Raw genomic sequence first — 17,962 nt, forward strand, 5'->3', positions numbered from 1 at the left:
CCCGGCGCCCTCCTTTTTTCGGCCCAGCATCAGGCCCTCCATTCCACGCCGCCGTCGCACGGCCGCCTTCGCCCAGCCCGCTCCATCCGCCCCTTGCCCGGCGCCTGCCTCGATCCCTCCGCGCAAAAAAACGCCCCTGAAGCATATATGCTTCAGGGACGCGCCTTAGAACCGCTTATTTTTTCGCCATGCTGGTCCATTTCGCTTCGATGTTCTTCAGCAGGCCGGCTTTATCCACCTTGCCCGCGACATACGCCTGCATCTCCGCGCCGACTTCCTGCGGCAAGCCTTCCGGCATTTGGTTGAAGTACCAGCCGGACGTCTTGTTGTCCTTGGAGTAGGCCATGATGTCCGTCGCGATCGCGCCGAGCACCTTCTCGTCGGTCACTTCGATCGACTTGAGCGCCGGGATGAACTTGAACTCCTCGACGATGTAGCGCTTGCCCGTCTCGCTCGTCGCCAGCCAGTTGAGGAACTCCTTGGCCGCTTCCTTGTTTTTGGAGTTCTTGTTGACCGCCCAGTTGTTCGGCACGCCGACCATGATGTTGCCGCTCTTCTCGCTGTCGTCGATCGGCATCGGCAGCACGCCGATGTTCATGTCCGGCGTAATGCCGTCGATCTGCACCTGCGTCCAGTTGCCCTGCTGCATCATCGCCGTCTTGCCGCTGGCGAACAGCGTCACCTGCGTGTTGTAGTCGGTCGTCAGCGGGTTCTTGTTGCTGTACTTCATCGTCAGGTCGAACAGGTTGAACCATTTTTCCACGACCGGGTTGCCGGCCAGGCCGCCCTTGCCCTCGTTGAGGCCCTGGATCAGCGCCGCAGGATCATCCTGATCGGCGAGCGCGACGTTGAACAGATGGTTGCCGAGCACCCACCACTCCTGGTAGCCGTTGGAGAACGGCGTGATGCCGGCGTCCTGCAGCTTCTTGGCGGCCGCGTCGAGCTCCGTGAGCGTCTTCGGCAGCTCGGTGATGCCCGCTTTTTCGAACAGGTCCTTATTGTAAATGTAGCCGTAGCCCTCGATGCCGATCGGCATGCCGTACATCTTGCCGTCGCGGCTGATCGGCTCCTTCGCCGTGTCGAGCACGTCGCTTACCCACGGCTGGTCGGACAGATCCTCCATCTTGTCGATCCAGGTCGTCAGCTCGGCGTTGCCGCCGTTGTTGAAGATGTCCGGCTCCTGGCCGGAAGCGAATTTCGCTTTCAGGCCCGCGCCGTAGTCCGCGCCGCCGCCCATCGTCTCGATGTTCAGCGTGACGTTCGGATGCTCCTTCTCGTAGTCGGCTTTCAGACGGTTCATCGCATCGGCGATCTCGACTTTATATTGGAAGATATTGAGCGTGACCTTCTCGCCGCTGCCCGCGTTCGTTCCGGAGCCGGCGTTCGTCGCCGTATTGGCCGGGGCTTCGTTGCCGTTCGAGCCCGAGTTGCCGGAAGTGCTGCAGCCTGCCGCCAGGCTGAGCGCCAGACCGGCGGACAAGACGGTTACCATCGTTTTTTTCATTCGCTTTTCCTCCTTGGATAATGACCCTCGTTCGTCCTGCAAGCGCCCTGAGTTCTATATTGGCTGATGTTCCCTTAGATTCTCCTGGGAACAATCCAAGTATACCTTCGGTCATGCAAACGCTACCACCGAGGATGTTGAACAAAAAGGGGGAAAATATTGATGCCGGATCTCCGGATCAATATCTTCCCCCTGCGGGCTTGCCGTCTTATTTCGCGAACGTGCCCCACTTGGTCTGAATGTTTTTAAGCATCTGCTCCTTGCTCGACTTGCCGGCGACGTACGCCTGCATTTCCGCGCCGACTTCCTGCGGCAGCCCTTCCGGCATCTGGTTGAAGTACCAGCCGGACGTCTTGCCGTCCTTGGAATAGGCCATGATGTCGTTCGCGATCGCGCCGAGCACCTTCTCGTCGGTCACCTCGATCGACTTGAGCGCCGGAATGAACTTGAACTCCTCGACCGTGTAGCGCTTGCCCGTCTCGCTCGTCGCCAGCCAGTTGAGGAAGTCCTTGGCGGCTTGCTTGTTCTTGGCGTTTTTGTTCACGACCCAATAGTTCGGCACGCCGACGAAGATGTTGCCGCTTTTCTCGCTGTCGTCGATCGGCATCGGCAGCACGCCGATGTTCATGTCCGGGGTGATGCCGTCGATCTGCACCTGAGTCCAGTTGCCCTGCTGCATCATCGCCGCCTTGCCGCTCGCGAACAGCGTTACCTGCGTATTGTAGTCCGTCGTCAGCGGGTTCTTGTTGCTGTTCTGGATCATCAGGTCGAACAGGTTGAACCAGTCGCCGACGACTTTATTGCCCGCCAGATCGCCCTTCTTCTCGTTCATTGACTGGATGAACGCGGCCGGGTCCTCTTGATCCGCCAGCGCGACGTTGAACGTGTGGTTGCCGAGGACCCACCACTCCTGATAGCCGTTCGCGAACGGAGTAATGTCGGCTGCCTTCAGCTTCTCGACGGCCGCCTTCAGCTCGGTGAGCGTCTTCGGAGGCGTATCGATGCCCGCTTTGGCGAACAGATCCTTGTTGTACAGCAGGCCGTAGCCTTCGATGCCCATCGGCAGGCCGTAGTTTTTGCCGCCCGAGGTGATGCCTTCCTTCGCCGTATCGATAACGTCGGATTGCCAAGGCTCGCCGCTGAGATCCTCCAGCTTGTCGACCCAGGTCGTCAGATCGGCGTTGCCGCCGTTGTTGAAAATATCAGGCTCCTGGCCGGAGGCGAATTTCGCCTTCAGGCCCGCGCCGTAGTCCGCGCCGCCGCCCATCGTCTCGATGTTCAGCGTGACGTTCGGATGCTCCTTCTCGTAATCGGCCTTGAGGCGGTTCATCGCGTCGGCGATCTCCACCTTGAATTGGAAGATGTTCAGCGTCACCTTCTCGCCGCTTCCGGCGCCTCCGGAATTGCCCGCCGCCTCGTTGCCGGCACCGCCGTTGTTCGTCGTGCTGCAGCCGGCCAGCATGGCGATGGCTACGCCCGCGGATACCGCGGTCATCAAGCTCTTTTTCATCTTTTTCAAGCCCCTTTCCTATCCTTGCTCCCTTTAGTATGCCAATGTTTCGGCATCGGATGCGGAAGCGTCTCTGGTTTATGGCCTTAGTATACCCGTTCTGTGCAAACGTTGGCACATACGATATTGCGGCAAAAGGGGGAGGATATTGACCTCGCTTTCGCGCGGGTCAACATCCTCCCCCTCGGGGAATGTCCGGCTATGCTCCTTTGATCCGATCAGCCCTTCACCGAGCCGGCCGTAATGCCCTCGATGATATGACGCTGCAGCGTCAGGAAGAACACGAGGATCGGCAGCACGCCCATGACGAGGCCGGCGAGCGCCAAGTCCCACTGCTTCGTGTACTGCCCGAAGAAGGAATACGTCGAGAGCGGGATCGTCCGGTTCGCCTCGCCGAGCATCAGGTTCGGCAGCAGGAAGTCGTTCCAGATCCAAAGGCTGTTCAGGATGATGATCGTCGCCGTCATCGGCTTGAGCAGCGGGAAGACGATGCGCCAGAACACGCCGTAAGGCGAGCAGCCGTCGACCGTCGCCGACTCCTCGATCTCGACCGGAATCGACTTGACGAAGCCGTGATACAGGAAGATCGTGAGCGACGAGCCGAAGCCCATATAGCACACCCACAGCCCCCAGATGCTGTTCGTCAGGCCGAACGTAGCCGCTACCTTCATCAGCGGAATCATGATCGACTGGAACGGGATGACCATCGCCGCGACGAACACCATGAACAGGATGTTGTTGTACTTGGACGGATGGCGGACCATCCGGTAGGCGCACATCGAGCAGATGATCGCCAGGCCGATGATGCTCGTCACCGTGATGAGGAACGAGTTCATGAACGACGCCGGAAACTTCATGATTTCCCAGGCGCGGGTGAAGTTGTCGAACGTCCACGGATTCGGCAGAGCGGCGGAGTCGAGCAGGATGTCCGCGTACTTTTTCAGCGAGTTGCTGACGAGGAAGTAGAACGGGACGAGGAACACGAGCGCGATGAGCACCGCGACGATTTCCAGGATAATCGTCGACCAGCGATAGCGGCTGTTTTCCATCAGACCTGCACCTCCTTGCGTTTCGTCAGCCATACCTGCGCCGACGAGATCAGCGCGACGACGATGAAGAAGACCAGCGCCTTCGCCGTGCCGAGACCGTAGTTGTTGTTTTGGAACGCTTCATTGTAGATATTGAGCGCGACGGACTGCGTCGAGTTGTACGGTCCGCCCTTGGTCAGCGACAGGATGATGTCGAACGACTTGAACGACCAGCTGAGCGCGAGGAACAGCGAGATCGTGACGGCCGGCATGATGAGCGGCACCGTAATGTGGCGCAGCCGCTGCCAAGGGGTCGCTCCGTCGATCGACGCCGCCTCGATCAGCTCGCGCGGCACGTTGATGAGCGCGGAGATGTAGATGACCATCAGATAGCCGGCGGTGCTCCAGATCGTCACGATGACGATGCCCCAGAAGGCGGTCGTCTCGTCGCCGAGCCAAGGCAGGTTGAACAGCGCCCAGCCTGTCTTTTCGCCGACGGCCGCGAAGCCTTTGACGAAGATGAACTGCCAGATGAAGCCGAGCAGCAAGCCGCCGATGACGTTCGGCATGAAGAAGATCGTGCGCAGCACGTTCCGCGACTTGAGAGGCTGCACGAGCAGCAGCGCCAGCAGGAAGCCGACGAGGTTGGAGAGGATGACCGCGGCGACCGTGAACCGCGCCGTGAAGGCGAACGAGCTCAAAAAGGTCTGATCGCTGAAAATGTTGATGAAGTTGCTCAGGCCGATGAATTCGGCGTTGTCGGACACGCCGTTCCACTCGAAGAACGAGTAGTACATGCCCATAAAGAAGGGAAGCGCAACAATGATCGCGAACGCGAGCGTGACCGGGCCCGTGAAGACGATCTGCTGGATCCATGATTTGGACCATCCGCTGCTTTTCATCCCGTATCTCCCCTTTCGCTTGAATCGTAGTCAGTTTGGCCTGCAGAATGTCGAAATATGCCCACCGCTTGCCTGATTATCCTTAAGTATAAAGGCGGAAGGACCCTCCTCCCACCGAGGATGATGACGGGAAAGGTGTAAAATATTGATGCTGCAGCCGCTTGCCGCTATAATCGAACGATAGCCCTTCCCGACCGGAAGGCAGGCAAAGGAGCGCTCTGCCGTGAAATTTTACTGGGTGAGGCGCAGCATCCGGACCAAGCTGGCCGTCTTCCTGCTGCTGGCGATCGGCATTCCGATGCTCGTCTCCATCACGATTACGAATACGCGGACGGCCCGCTTCGTCGAGGAAGACACGATCCGGCAAAATTCCAATCTGCTCTACCAGGGGAAGACGAATCTGGACAACTATTTCCGTTCCTTTTTCCAGACCTCGCTCGCGCCTTATTCCGACACGACCTTGTACCGCACGCTCGAGACCGGACGGAGCGACTATCTGACGGACAACCAGATCTTCGTCAGCCTGCAGCTCATGTCGTCGTCGGTCAAGGAAATCTACCAGGTGTACCTCCACTCTCCGCTTGCCGAACGCGGCTACCTGTACTCCAAGGGCCAGTACAAGCGGATGGAGCAGATCGTCAACGCTCCCGGCACGTCGCTGCCGGAAGGGGTCGCCTATTCGATCCGGCCGCTGCATATGAGCACCAACTACAACATCAGCGCCGCGCCGCCGTTCCTCTCGAAGCGCGTCATCACCGTCATCCGTCCGATCCTGCAAATTCCGAGCGACAAACAGATCGGCACGCTCTCGCTCGACATCACGCCCGAGATGATCATCTCGATCTGCGATCAGCTGTATCAGCGCGACCAAGGCGAGGAGGTGTACCTGCTCGATCCGTCCGGCGTCATCATCTACGGTCCCGATTCCGACCGGTTCGGCCTCAAGCTCGATGCCGAGTGGGCGCAGGAGCTGCTCGAGCAGTCGTCGCTGCCGGATGGCCACGACGCTCCGGGCGGAGCCCGCTCGACGCGGCTCGGCGGCGGCGATCACGAAGCGGTGTTCATCTACGAGCAGATCGAGGCGGGGGACAGCAACTGGACGCTCGTCAAGCGCATTCCCGACTCCGTGCTGAGAAGGGCGACGAATCAAGTGACGCAGGTCAATACCGGCGTGCTGATCGGCTCGCTGCTCATCGTCGCAGCCGCCGCGCTGTTCATCTCGTTCTGGATCACCGGCCCGATCAAGCGGCTGACCGGCTACGTCAGCCAGATCCAGTCCGGCCAGCTGCAGACCGACATCCATCTCGGCCAGGCCGACGAGATCGGCCAGCTCGCCCGGCGGTTCCGCATGATGATGGAGACGATCAACAACCTCGTCCTGCGCGAGTACAAGCTCGAGCTGGCCAACAAGACGAACCAGCTCAAGGCGCTTCAGGCGCAGGTGCATCCGCATTTCCTGTACAACGCGCTGCAGTCGATCGGCACGACCGCGCTCAAGCGCGGCGTTCCCGACCTGTACAAGCTCATCATGCAATTGGGCAAGATGATGCGGTACTCGATGAATACGGCCGAGGAATTTGTCGCTATTTCCCAGGAAATCGACCATGCCCGCTCCTATCTGGAGCTGCAGCGCCATCGCTTCGACGACAAGCTCACCTACGAGATCGCGATGGACGAAGGAGTCGGCGAGGCGCCGCTGCCGCGCATGGTCATCCAGCCGATCGTAGAGAATGTATTCAAGCATGCCTTCGATCCGTCCGGCGGAGAAGTCCATGTATCGATCCGCTGCTTCCGCGAGGACGGCCGGATCCGGATCGAGATCGCCGACAACGGTCCCGGCGTCAAGCCGGAGCGGCTGCAGGCGCTGCGCGCGAGCCTGCTCGGCGTCGATGACGAGAGCGCCTCGATCGGCGAGCACATCGGACTCGCCAACGTCGCGGCGCGGCTCGCCCTTCACTGCGGCGAGGAAGCCTCGATGAGGCTCGATTCCGGACTGGAGCCGCTCGGCGGCTTCTCCGTCACGCTCCTGCTGCCCGATCAGCTTCCATCCCAGACCAGCGAGGTGTCCCCATGAACGTATTGATCGTCGACGACGAGAGCCACGCGCGCGATGCGGCGAAGCTGCTTGTCGACTGGCAAGGACTCGGCTTCGAGCGCGTGCTCGAGGCGGACAACGGCGAAGCCGCCAAAATGCTCATGGATGAACACAATCCGATGCTCATCCTGACCGACATCCATATGCCGATCACGGACGGCATCCGCTTCATGGAGTGGACCAGCACGCATCATCCGGAAGCCAAGGTGATCGCCATCAGCGGCTACAACGACTTCGAGTACGTCCGCAAGACGATGAAGTACGGCGGCCGAGACTATATTTTGAAGCCGATCGACCCCGACCAGCTGAACGAGGCGGTGCAGCGCGCGCTCGAGGAGCATCGGAGCGAGACGAGGGAAAAGCAGCGCCAGGTCGAGAGCGGCATCGCGCTGAACCAGTACAAGCCCGTGTACTGGAGCCATCTGTTCGGCCGGCTGCTCGCCGGCTCCCAGGAGGCCGAGGCGGCCGCCGTGCAGCTGAAGGCCGAGTTTTCCGGCTTTCCCGACCAGGCGCCGATGCAAGCGGTGCTGCTCAGCCTGTACCCGATCCCGGACAAGCTGCTGCGCCGCTTCCGCGGCGACCGGGAGCTGCTCGATTTTGCAATCGTCAACGTGCTGAACGACCTGCTGCGCTCGGAGTGGCGCTGCGGCTACGCGTTCCGCAGCTCCGAGGCGCCCGACGAGCTGATCGCCCTGTTCTGGGACCGCTTCGACCTGCTGGAGGAGCGCGTCCGCCTGCTGATCGAGGCGGTGTCGATGACGCTCAAGGCGGAGCTGCATGCCGGCATCGGCGGCAAGGAAGAGCGGGCGTCCGCCGCCTGGCAGTCCGTCAAGCAAGCTCGGATCGCGCTCTCCCAGCGCAATCTGCTGACGCCGGAGCTGCGCATCCATCGCGGCGGCATTCCGGCGGCGGCAGGCGCGGCGCTCCCGAACCTGTCGGCGCTCGGCGACGCGCTGCGCCTGTCGATTCAAGTGCGCAACGCCGCCGAGGCGACCTCCGCGCTCGGCAATTGGTTCCGCCTCGTCCGCAGCCACGGCGTCGTCACGCCGGCCTCCGTCCGCGCGTGGGAGACGCAGATGGGCGTCATCCGCAGCCGCATCGAGCAGGAGTACGAGATCGATACGCTGCGCGACCAGGAGCTGCCGCTGGTGTTCAGCGACCAGGGCCGGCTGCTGCTCGACGAGACGGAGAAGGAATGGCGCCTCCTGCTGCTCGACTGGCTCGACGCGCTGCTGCGCAGCATCCGCCAGGAACGCAGCATCATCGACGAGATGAGCTCGTATATCGCTTCGCATTTGGAGGAAGACTTGAGCTTGCAGGCGCTGGCTTCGCGCTTTTTCCTCAGCCGCGAGCATGTGAGCCGGCGCTTCAAGCAGGAGACCGGCCAGACGCTGAGCGAGCATGTCGAGAGCCTGCGCATGGACAAGGCCCGCAAGCTGCTGTCCTCGTCGGAGCTGCGCGTCAGCGACGTCGCCGCCCAGGTCGGCTATACGGACGAGAAATATTTCAGCAAAGTGTTCAAGAAGCATTCCGGCTGCTCGCCGGGCCAATACCGCCATCGCGACTGACACATTCTGTTCACAACTTGAATCGTTTTCTTTTTTTCCCCAGTTGGGTATAATGAAGACAATTCGTACGGAGGTGCTACATATGTCCTTACCGTTTATCGTGGTCGTGCTGGTCTCGCTGCTCTTCCTGACGGCGATGCTTACCGCGGCGTACAACGACGACAAGACCAAAGGCCTTTAAAAAGGCTTAGGCTCGGCACTGCAAAACGACGAACAACAAAGGCCAGGCGGCCCGGATCTCTCCGGCCAGCCTGGCCTTTTTCTTGCGCGTGCTCCGCCTCTGCAACGGCTCAGCGTCGCAGCTGCTGCATCTGTCCCATGCACTCCGCGCACAGGAACCGTTCCTTGAACTCCCTTACCTCTTCCATCGATCCGCAAAAGACGCAGCGGGGACGATAGCGCTCGAGAATGATGTGATCCCCTTGCACGAGGATCTCCACGGGATCGCCTTCATTCATTTGATAGCGTTTGCGCAGCGATTTGGGCAGGACGATTCGTCCCAGCTGATCGACTTTGCGCACGACTCCGGCCGGTTTCATCGGTTGTATTCTCTCCTTATGTCTGAAAATCTAGTCACAACCAACCCTCGGCGGACCTTGCAGTCTCAGGGCTATTGGATGTCTATTCCCCTGTTGTTCGCTTTGCGCGATCAGAATCCTTCCGCAATCGCCTTATTTCTTAATATAGTCCAACTCTTGGCAAAATGGACTTCGTTTGGATGGTCCGAAAAGCGGATTCCGGCTCCGAAGCTCAGTCCATCCCCGGAAACCCGTTCTGGCGCAGCGCCTCGAACAAAATGACAGCCGCTGAATTGGACAGATTCATCGATCTCACGTCGCCCGTCATCGGCATGCGGATCGCCGTCTCGCGGTTGGCCTCGATCAGCTCCGGCGGCAACCCCTTCGTCTCCTTGCCGAATACGAGCAGATCACCGTCGCGATATGCGACCTTATCATAGCGATGGCTCGCCTTGGTCGAGGCGAAGAAGAAGCGCCCTTCCGGGAACCGCTCTTGCACCTCCTGGAACGAATCGTAGTAGGATACGCGGACCGCGTGCCAGTAGTCGAGGCCGGCGCGCTTCAGCGTCCGGTCGTCCGTCTGGAAGCCCAGCGGGCGGACGAGATGCAGATGAGCGCCTGTCGCCGCGCAGGTGCGGGCGATATTGCCGGTATTGGCCGGAATCTCCGGCTCGACGAGTACGATATGAAAAGCCATGGCTTTCATGCATCCTTTCGTTTACGCTTTTACATTCCTTTTACGCGCCATTAATTCCTTTCTGAAGGTAACGCTTTATTCTGAATTAAAGAACCTGGAAAAGGAGACCGACCAAGGTGACGAAAAAAAAAGTTCTCATTGTTGATGACGAGCCTTCCATCTCCATGCTTCTGGAATTCAATCTCAACCTTGCCGGCTTTGAAGTCCGCTCCGTCCACGACGGCTTGGCCGTGTTCGATATGCTCAAGCCGTTCCGCCCCGATCTGATCGTGCTCGACCTGATGCTGCCCAAGATGGACGGCATCGAGGTATGCCGCGAGCTGCGCCGGCGCGGCAACGCCGTTCCGATCGTCATGCTGACGGCGATGCAGGACGTCACCGACCGCATCGCCGGGCTCGACAACGGCGCGGACGATTACATGACCAAGCCGTTCAGTCCGCAGGAGCTGATCTCGCGGATTCAGGCCGTCCTGCGGCGCGTGCAGGCGCAGCCCGGACAGATGGAAGAGATCCATTACGAGATTGGCCCGCTGCGCGTCGATCTCGGCCGCCGCGAGGTTCACTTGAACGGCGCCGCGATCGAGCTGACCCCGAAGGAATTCGAGCTGCTCGCCTTCCTTTGCCGGCACCGCGGCAAGGTGCTGAGCCGCCAGCAGCTGCTCCAGGGCGTGTGGGACTACCACTTCCTCGGCGATACCCGCATCGTCGACGTGCATATCAGCCATCTGCGGGACAAGATCGAGCGCAGCGCCCGTTCCCCGGAATTCATTATGACCGTGCGCAACGTCGGATACAAGCTCACCGGCCCCGGACCGAACGATCGGAGGAGCGCGCTGGCCTAGAGCGTGCTAGAGCGTGCTCGCCAACCTGCTCAAGGGCATCGCTCCCCGCCTTCTCGCCCCAAAAAGCAGCGCCCTTGCCGGCATCTCCGGCAAGGGCGCTGCTGCTTCAGGCCAAGCGGCGCGTTCCGCTTCAGCCGTTTTTACGCTGGAATTCGGCCATGAACTCGGCAAGCGCCCGGCAGCTCTCGAGCGGCACCGCGTTGTAGGTCGAAGCCCGCAGGCCGCCGACGTCGCGATGGCCCTTGAGGCCGACGAAGCCGGCCCGCTCGGACTCCTGGATGAACTTCTTCTCCAGCTCCTCGCTCGTCAAGCGGAACGTGACGTTCATGAGCGAGCGGCTGCCGGACTCCGCTACGCCGCGATAGAACCCGCCGCTGCCGTCGATGGCGCTGTAGATGAGGCCCGTCTTCTCGCGGTTGAGGCGGTCGATCTCGGCCAGCCCGCCCTTGCCGCGGATCCACTCCAGCACGAGGCCGACCATGTAGACCGCAAAGGAAGGCGGCGTATTGTACAGCGACTTGGACTTGGCATGCGTATCGTAGCGGAGCATCGTCGGCACGCCGGGACGGCTCGGCTCCAGCAGGTCGTCGCGGGCGATGACGAGCGTGACGCCGGACGGGCCGAGGTTCTTCTGCGCGCCGGCATAGATCATGCCGAACGAGGCGATGTCGAGCGGACGCGACATGATGTCGCTCGACATGTCCGCGATGAGAGGAACCGCTCCCGTGCTCGGGAAGGAAGCGAGCTGGGTGCCCTCGATCGTCTCGTTGGACGTCAGATGCAGGTAGGCCGCATTGTCCGGCAGCTCCACCGAGGCGAGGTCCGGCATGCGGGTGAAGCGCGCGCCCTCGGACGTGGCGACGACGCGCGTCTCTCCGATCAGCTTCGCTTCCTTGATCGCTTTTTTGGCCCAGCTGCCGCTGTTTACGTAGGCGGCCGTCTTGCCGTCCGCAAGCAGGTTCATCGGCACCATCGCGAACTGGGTGCTCGCTCCGCCCTGGAGCAGCATGACGCTGTAGCCGTCCGGCACGCCGAACAGCTCGCGCACGAGGCGTTCCGTGTTGTCGTTGACGCCCTCGAACGCCTTGCTGCGGTGGGACATCTCCATGATGGACATGCCCGCTCCGTTGTAGTCGACGAACTGCTCCTGTGCCTGCCGCAGCACTTCAAGCGGCAGCGCCGCCGGACCGGCATTGAAATTGTAGGCTCTCTTCGTCACGCTCTCGCACCCCTGTCTCTGTCGCTGGAACGAAACGCTCCAGTAAAGTTATGAGTATCTTAACAAGTTTGAGTTCATCCTTCAAGGGCAAATTCGCGAATGCTGACCGGGAAAAGACCCGACATTATTCGGATTTAGGCTAGAACTATGCCTCGCCGCTCCTCGCATGAAAACAAGGCTCCCTGAACCAGGGAGCCTTGAAGGTATGAGTGCGTTCCGACTAGCAGTCGAAGTAGAGGCCGTACTCGTGCGGATGGACACGGATCGCGACGGCTTTGGCTTCTTGACGCTTGAAGGCCACATAGTTGTCGATGAAGTCCTGGCTGAAGACGCCGCTTTCGGTGAGGAACGCGGAGTCGGCCTCGAGAGCGTCCAGAGCCTCGTCCAGCGTTCCAGGAACGCTGCGGATCTCTTTTTTCTCTTCGTCGGACAGCTCGTAGATGTTTTTGTCGTACGGACCGTAGCCGAGAGCCGTCGGGTCGATCTTGCGCTGGATGCCGTCCAGGCCGGCAAGCAGCATCGCGGCGAACGCGAGGTACGGGTTGGCCGTGGAGTCCGGCGTGCGGAACTCGATGCGGCAGCCTTTCGGCGTGACCGCTGCGACCGGAATGCGCACCGCGGCGGAACGGTTGCCTTTGGAGAACACGAGGTTGACCGGAGCTTCGTAGCCTGGAACCAGGCGCTTGAAGGAGTTCGTGCTCGGGTTCGTCAGGGCGATCAGCGCCGGAGCGTGGTGCAGGATGCCGCCGATGTAGTGCAGCGCCATCTGGCTCAGGTTGGCATAAGCGCCTTTTTCGTAGAACAGCGGGCTGTCGCCGTTGAAGATCGACTGGTGGACGTGCATGCCGCTGCCGTTGTCGCCGAAGAGCGGCTTCGGCATGAACGTCGCGACCTTGCCGTACTGGCGAGCCGTGTTGTGCACGAGGTATTTGTACAGCAGCAGGTTGTCAGCCGTTTTGGTCAGCGTGTCGAAGCGGAAGTTGATTTCCGCTTGGCCGGCCGTCGCCACTTCGTGGTGATGGCGCTCGACGCGCAGGCCCGCTTCTTGCATCAGGCGGACCATCTCGCTGCGGATGTCCTGCTGGGAGTCGACCGGCGCCACCGGCACGTAGCCGCCTTTTACGCCGACCTTGAAGCCGAGGTTTCCGCCCTCTTCCTTGCGGTTCGTGTTCCAAGCCGCTTCCTCGGAGTCGACCGAGTAGAAGGAGGTGTTCATGGAGCTCTCGTAGCGCACGTCGTCAAAGATGAAGAATTCGGACTCTGGGGCAAAGAATGCCGCCGTGCCAACGCCGGAGGATTGGAGGTATTCTTCCGCTTTTTGGGCGATGCTGCGCGGATCGCGATCGTAGCGCTCGCCGTCAGGCGTGTGGATGTTGCACATCACGTTGAGCGTCGGATGGTCCGTGAAAGGATCGATGAAGACGGCTTCCGTATCCGGCATCATGACCATGTCGGACTCTTCGATGCCGCGGAAGCCCGGAATCGAGGAACCGTCGAACGCTACGCCGTTGACGAACGTGTCACCATCCACTTCCGTCGCAGGAAGGGTGATGTGGTGAGCGCGGCCGGCAAGATCCACAAAACGGAAATCGACAAACTGGATGCTGTTTTCTTTGATTTTGTCCAAAACACCTTGAACTGACATCTGAAATTTCCTCCATTTCCGAACGTTAGCATTGATTGGAGCCCAAATTGTTCAACTTTGACCCTAAACCTTGAAGTAATTATAAAACTCTCGATTAACACCGTCAATAGCTATGTAAGGTATTTTTGGCACAAGTGTAAGCATTACTCACAACATTTATACAATATTCACATTGCGAACCGCCTTTCCGCACGAACATCCGTAAATCCCTGAGAATCCAAGGTTTTACGGATGTTCACGAACAATAGGAGCGAATGCGGAGCCTGTCGTTATTCGTCTCTCTACATATTTATGCGAAAACGCTTTCTTTCTCTCTCCTCGAAAAGCTCCGTTCAGCGCTGCCAGACGGCGAACGCCTCGGGCTGCTCCTTTTTCGTGTCAAATTTCTTGCCGACGATCGGGGCGAGGCGCTCGAGATCCTTGAGCAGGCCGGCGAACTGGTCGGGGAAGAGCGACTGGACGCCGTCTCCGGTCATCGAGTTGTCCGGATCGGTATGCATCTCGATGATGAGCCCGTTCGCGCCGGCGGCGACCGACGCCTTGGCCATCGGCTCGACGAGCTCGCGCCGCCCCGTGCCGTGGCTCGGATCGGAGATGACGGGCAGATGGCTCAGCCCTTGCAGCACCGGAATCGCCGACAGGTCGAGCGTATTGCGTGTGTACGTCTCGAACGTGCGGATGCCGCGCTCGCACAGCATGACGTTGGGATTGCCTCCGGCGAGGATGTACTCGGCCGCGTTGAGGAATTCGTCGTAGGTGCTGCTGAAGCCGCGCTTGAGCAGCACCGGCGTCTGGATCGTGCCGAGCTTGCGCAGCAGGTCGAAGTTCTGCATGTTGCGCGTGCCGACCTGCAGGATGTCGGCATGCTCCGCGCAGATGTCCACGTACTCCGGCGTCATCACCTCGGTGATCGTGAGCAGGCCGTGCTTCTCGCCCGCCTCGCGCATCATCTGCAGTCCTTCGACGCCGACGCCCTGGAAGCTGTACGGCCCCGTACGCGGCTTGAACGCGCCTCCGCGCAGCACCTGGCCTCCGGCCGCCTTGACGAGGCGGGCGATCTCGTCGATCTGGGCCGCCGACTCCACGGCGCACGGACCGCCCATGATGACCAGATTGTCCCCGCCGATGCGGACGCCCTTGATGTCGATGACCGTATCCTCCGGATGGAAGTCGCGGCTCGCAAGCTTGTAGGACTTGGAGATCTTGATGACGTTCTCGACGCCCTTGAGCTGGCGCAGATGCTCGGCGAGCGTCGGCGCGGCCTGGCCGATGATGCCGATGACGGTGCGGTCCGTTCCTCTCGACACATGGGCCGTGACGCCGGCCTGCTCGATCTGGGCGACAATCTCGGCGATGCGCTCGTCGGTGACGGATGGCTGAGTGATGACGATCATGGATGGTTCTCTCCTTCGGGGTTCGGATAAGGTGGCGCTATGCATTCGGACAAGACTTTCGCACTTGTTCGCTTTTAAGCTTTTATGCTTTTATTTGCTAAAGTAAATATACGCGATTCCGCTCCCTCTGTCAAGACGCCCTTCCAGAGCAGGCGGCCCGCTCCTCGCACGAAAAGCGGCCGCTCCCCGAAGCCAGGGAGCGGCCGCCTGCCGCTAATCGAGCGTCACTTCATACAGCGTCGCCGCTCCGCTCGCGGAGGAGCCGTAGGCGGACGGATCGACCGCCTTGCCGTGCTCGGCGATCCAGGCATTCAGATCGCTGCCGCTGCCGCCGTTGCTGCCGCCGCGTCCGCCGCCCCCGAAGCCTCCGCCTCCGACGAGGAAATACTTCACCTTGCCCGAACGGACGAGCGCTTCAAGCTTCTGTTCGTCGTAGACCGGATCGGAGTTTTGAAAGCCGTGCAGGATGACGACCTTCTCGCCTTCGCCGACAATGTAAGGGGCCGCCGTACCGTAGTCGGATACGGCAAGCAGGTAGTCCGTCGTCTGGTTGTCCCGCAAGTACGCGAGCAAGCCCGGATCGACCGAAACCGCCTCGCCGCGACCTCCTCCGAAGAACGAGCCGGGCATCATGCCGACCATGCCGCCCTGCGCCTGCGGATTCGCCCCGCCGCTTTGCCCTCCGCCTGGGGCTCCCCCGCTCCAGCCGCCGCCTGCGCCGTCATCCGCGCCATTGCCTTGGGCGCCGCCCGGTCCCCCCGCGGCCGGCATTTCGCCGGGGAAACCGCCGGGGAAACCGCCGGCCATGCCGGCCGCAGCTCGGCCCGACATCGCCCCGCCGAAGCCGCCCATGCCGGAGTCCGGTCCGGCGGCCGGAATCATCGAGTTCTGCCCGTACACGATCGGCGTCGCCGACCAGTAGGCCGGGCCGATCAGCAGCACGGCCAGCCCGGCTGCCGCGATCCAGCGGACGGAGCGGCGGTCTCTTCCCGCTGTCGCGGTCGCGCCGAGCAAAAGCGCGCCGAGCAGGCCGAGACCGGCGACGGCGATCGACCAGCCGAGCCCGATCGTGGATTCGTAGGCTTGCAGGATGTACCACTGGAACAGCGCGGTCGCGGCGATCGAGGCCGGCAGCAGCCAGGACTGCCAGCCCGCCCCCTCGCGGTAGCGGACCCATAGGGTCCACGCTCCGGCGCCTGCCAGCGCGGCGATCGGCGGCGCCAGCATGATGAGATAATACGAGTGGAAAAAGCCTGCGACGCTGAAAAATGCCGCTGCCGGCAGCAGCCACGCCAGCCAGAACAGCGTCTCCTTCTGCGCCGCCGTCAGGCTGTGGAGACGCAGCGGAAAGAGCAGGACGAGCGCCGACAGCAGCGCCAGCGGCAGCAGCCAGCTGGCCTGGCCGGACAGCGACTGCTGGAACAGGCGCAGCGGCCCCGCCTCGCCCGTGTTGAACATGCCGCCTCCGCCGCCCATCCGGCCTCCGCCATCGCCGAACGTCCTGCCTTCGGCAGAACCGAAGCCTCCGGCAGCGAATCTTCCTGCGCCTCCGCCCTCCGGCCGCTCTGCTCCGGAGTCTGTGCCTGCGCCGCCAGCCGCGCCCGGCCTGCCGGCCGCATTCCCGCCAGCCCCACCGCCATCCGCCGCGCCTTGGCCGAAGACGCTTGACCCGCCCTGCCCGGTTGCGTCCTGCATCGTGCCGTCCGGCGAGATCGCGCCGGGGAAGCCTCCCTGTCCCGCCTGGCCGCCCGCGCCGCCGCGGTCGCCGGTCAGGCGGGAGATGCCGTTGTAGCCGAACGCCAGCTCCAGCACGGAGTTCGTCTCGCTGCTGCCGACGTACGGCCGCTTGTCCGCCGGCACCGCGTCGACGACGACCGCCCACGAGACCGAGATCAGCAGCATCAGAGCCGTGCAGCCGGCCAGCAGGCCGTACTTCGCCTTTGCCTTCATCCGCACGCCCAGCACATAGAGCAGGTAAAACGCCGGCAGCACCATGTACGCCTGCAGCATCTTCATGTTGAAGCCCGCCCCGATCAGCGCGAAGGCGGCCAGCAGGTTGCCCGCGCGTCCTTCGCGGACGCCGCGCAGCAGGAACCAGGCCGCGAGCGCGAGCGTGAACACGAGCATCCCGTCGATGTTGTTCGTGCGCGACACCGCGACCGCGACCGGCGTCAGCGCCATCGCCCAGGCGGCCGCACGCGCCGCCACTGCGCCGAACGTCGGCTTCACGCACGCGTACAGCAACGGTACGGTCGCGACGCTCGCCAGCGCCTGCGGCAGGATGACCGACCAGCCTTGCAGGCCGAATACCCAGGCGAACGCCGACTGGATCCAGAAGGTCAGCGGCGGCTTGTCGACCGTCACCGACCCGGCCGAGTCCAGCGAGCCGTAGAAGAAGTTGTGCCAGCTCTGCAGCATGCTTCCGACCGCCGTCGTGTAGTACGTGTTGGCGTAGACCTCCTGCCAGATGCCGTATCCGTTCAGGAAGACCGCGGCGGCGACCGCCGCCAGCAGCCAGCCGTCCACGGCGATGCCGCGGCGCAGCCGCGCCGCCTTCTCTTGTCCGTTCATCGTTTCCCACTCTCCTCGTCCAATCCGGGCTGATTCCACCATCTTACGGGATCAAGATGAACGAAAAATGAACGAGGCCGCGCTCAAAACGAACCACTGGGGCGGACGACCAGGATTCGGGATCTGAATGGGCCGCTTTGCGCGGAGCTGGCCATTCGAAACCTGCACCCGCTTCGCTGCGAGCTAGCGCATTCGAAACCTGCACCCGCTTCGCGGAGCGGAGACTCGTTCCGATCTCCCTGGAGCCCAGATTCCTTTGATTCCCTGTTCCGAAACGGAAGGAATCCGGCCTCCAAGGGAACCGCTGACGCTTCTCCACGAGCCCCCGTCCGCTTCGCTCTTTGGTTTCGACGATAGGCTCGGTGCCCTCGCTCATCAGCACTAACTCTTGTGACCTCACCGATACGATCGTTTAGAGAATAATGCCGAATCTGCCTCCAACCGCGGAGTGGAAACTCATTATGCTCTC

Annotated in this window: 13 protein-coding genes; 3 read left to right on the plus strand and 10 right to left on the minus strand. The window is 61.7% G+C overall.

Translation table 11 applies throughout. The annotated features are described in order from the left end of the window. Positions 1-175: 175 nt before the first annotated feature. The 4 genes from GE073_RS19080 to GE073_RS19095 form a co-directional block, all read right to left on the minus strand. The gene (locus tag GE073_RS19080) at positions 176-1,504 is read right to left on the minus strand and encodes an ABC transporter substrate-binding protein (protein WP_028599227.1); all 1,329 of its coding nucleotides are present in this window, start codon (positions 1,502-1,504) and stop codon (positions 176-178) included. Between the two features lie 208 nt (positions 1,505-1,712). Then, positions 1,713-3,014 (minus strand): ABC transporter substrate-binding protein, encoded by a 1,302-nt coding sequence (locus GE073_RS19085; RefSeq protein ID WP_043111412.1) that lies wholly within the window; start codon positions 3,012-3,014, stop codon positions 1,713-1,715. A gap of 218 nt (positions 3,015-3,232) precedes the next feature. Then, positions 3,233-4,066: a carbohydrate ABC transporter permease gene (locus tag GE073_RS19090; protein WP_373864125.1), complete on the minus strand. Its 834-nt coding sequence runs from the start codon at positions 4,064-4,066 to the stop codon at positions 3,233-3,235. After that, complete coding sequence (locus GE073_RS19095; RefSeq protein ID WP_028599230.1) at positions 4,063-4,944, minus strand: carbohydrate ABC transporter permease; 882 nt, start codon at positions 4,942-4,944, stop codon at positions 4,063-4,065. Before GE073_RS19095 ends, GE073_RS19090 begins: the two co-directional genes overlap by 4 nt. Before the next feature lie 223 nt (positions 4,945-5,167). On the opposite strand from GE073_RS19095, the gene GE073_RS19100 reads away from it, so the two are divergent. Both GE073_RS19100 and GE073_RS19105 read left to right on the plus strand, forming a co-directional pair. After that, complete coding sequence (locus GE073_RS19100; RefSeq protein ID WP_052333316.1) at positions 5,168-7,018, plus strand: sensor histidine kinase; 1,851 nt, start codon at positions 5,168-5,170, stop codon at positions 7,016-7,018. Continuing rightward, on the plus strand, positions 7,015-8,607 hold the full coding sequence (locus tag GE073_RS19105) for a helix-turn-helix domain-containing protein (protein WP_028599231.1): 1,593 nt from the start codon (positions 7,015-7,017) through the stop codon (positions 8,605-8,607). Before GE073_RS19100 ends, GE073_RS19105 begins: the two co-directional genes overlap by 4 nt. A 290-nt stretch (positions 8,608-8,897) precedes the next feature. Here the strand turns inward: GE073_RS19105 and GE073_RS19110 are convergent, their stop codons facing one another. After that, positions 8,898-9,146: an AbrB/MazE/SpoVT family DNA-binding domain-containing protein gene (locus tag GE073_RS19110; RefSeq protein WP_028599232.1), complete on the minus strand. Its 249-nt coding sequence runs from the start codon at positions 9,144-9,146 to the stop codon at positions 8,898-8,900. Positions 9,147-9,357: 211 nt separating this feature from the next. Then, entirely contained in the window at positions 9,358-9,822 is a 465-nt protein-coding gene (gene trmL / locus GE073_RS19115; RefSeq protein ID WP_028599233.1) for a tRNA (uridine(34)/cytosine(34)/5-carboxymethylaminomethyluridine(34)-2'-O)-methyltransferase TrmL, read from the minus strand. Positions 9,823-9,938: 116 nt separating this feature from the next. On the opposite strand from trmL, the gene GE073_RS19120 reads away from it, so the two are divergent. Then, a complete protein-coding gene (locus GE073_RS19120; RefSeq protein ID WP_028599234.1) occupies positions 9,939-10,664 on the plus strand; it encodes a response regulator transcription factor in 726 nt (241 codons plus the stop codon). A gap of 130 nt (positions 10,665-10,794) precedes the next feature. On the opposite strand, the gene serC is transcribed toward GE073_RS19120, so the two are convergent. From serC to GE073_RS25840, 4 genes are all read right to left on the minus strand, one after another. Then, on the minus strand, positions 10,795-11,883 hold the full coding sequence (gene serC, locus GE073_RS19125) for a 3-phosphoserine/phosphohydroxythreonine transaminase (RefSeq protein ID WP_153784118.1): 1,089 nt from the start codon (positions 11,881-11,883) through the stop codon (positions 10,795-10,797). A 220-nt stretch (positions 11,884-12,103) separates the two neighbouring features. Further along, a complete protein-coding gene (gene glnA / locus GE073_RS19130) occupies positions 12,104-13,528 on the minus strand; it encodes a type I glutamate--ammonia ligase (RefSeq protein ID WP_028599236.1) in 1,425 nt (474 codons plus the stop codon). A 332-nt stretch (positions 13,529-13,860) separates the two neighbouring features. Then, positions 13,861-14,922: a 3-deoxy-7-phosphoheptulonate synthase gene (aroF, locus tag GE073_RS19135; RefSeq protein ID WP_028599237.1), complete on the minus strand. Its 1,062-nt coding sequence runs from the start codon at positions 14,920-14,922 to the stop codon at positions 13,861-13,863. Positions 14,923-15,135: 213 nt separating this feature from the next. Next, positions 15,136-17,493, minus strand: a complete 2,358-nt coding sequence (locus GE073_RS25840) for a glycosyltransferase family 39 protein (protein ID WP_052333317.1) — start codon at positions 17,491-17,493, stop codon at positions 15,136-15,138. Positions 17,494-17,962 lie beyond the last annotated feature (469 nt).

The sequence above is a fragment of the Paenibacillus sp. B01 genome (genome assembly GCF_009649995.1).
Classification (GTDB): Bacteria; Bacillota; Bacilli; order Paenibacillales; family Paenibacillaceae; genus Paenibacillus_O; species Paenibacillus_O pasadenensis.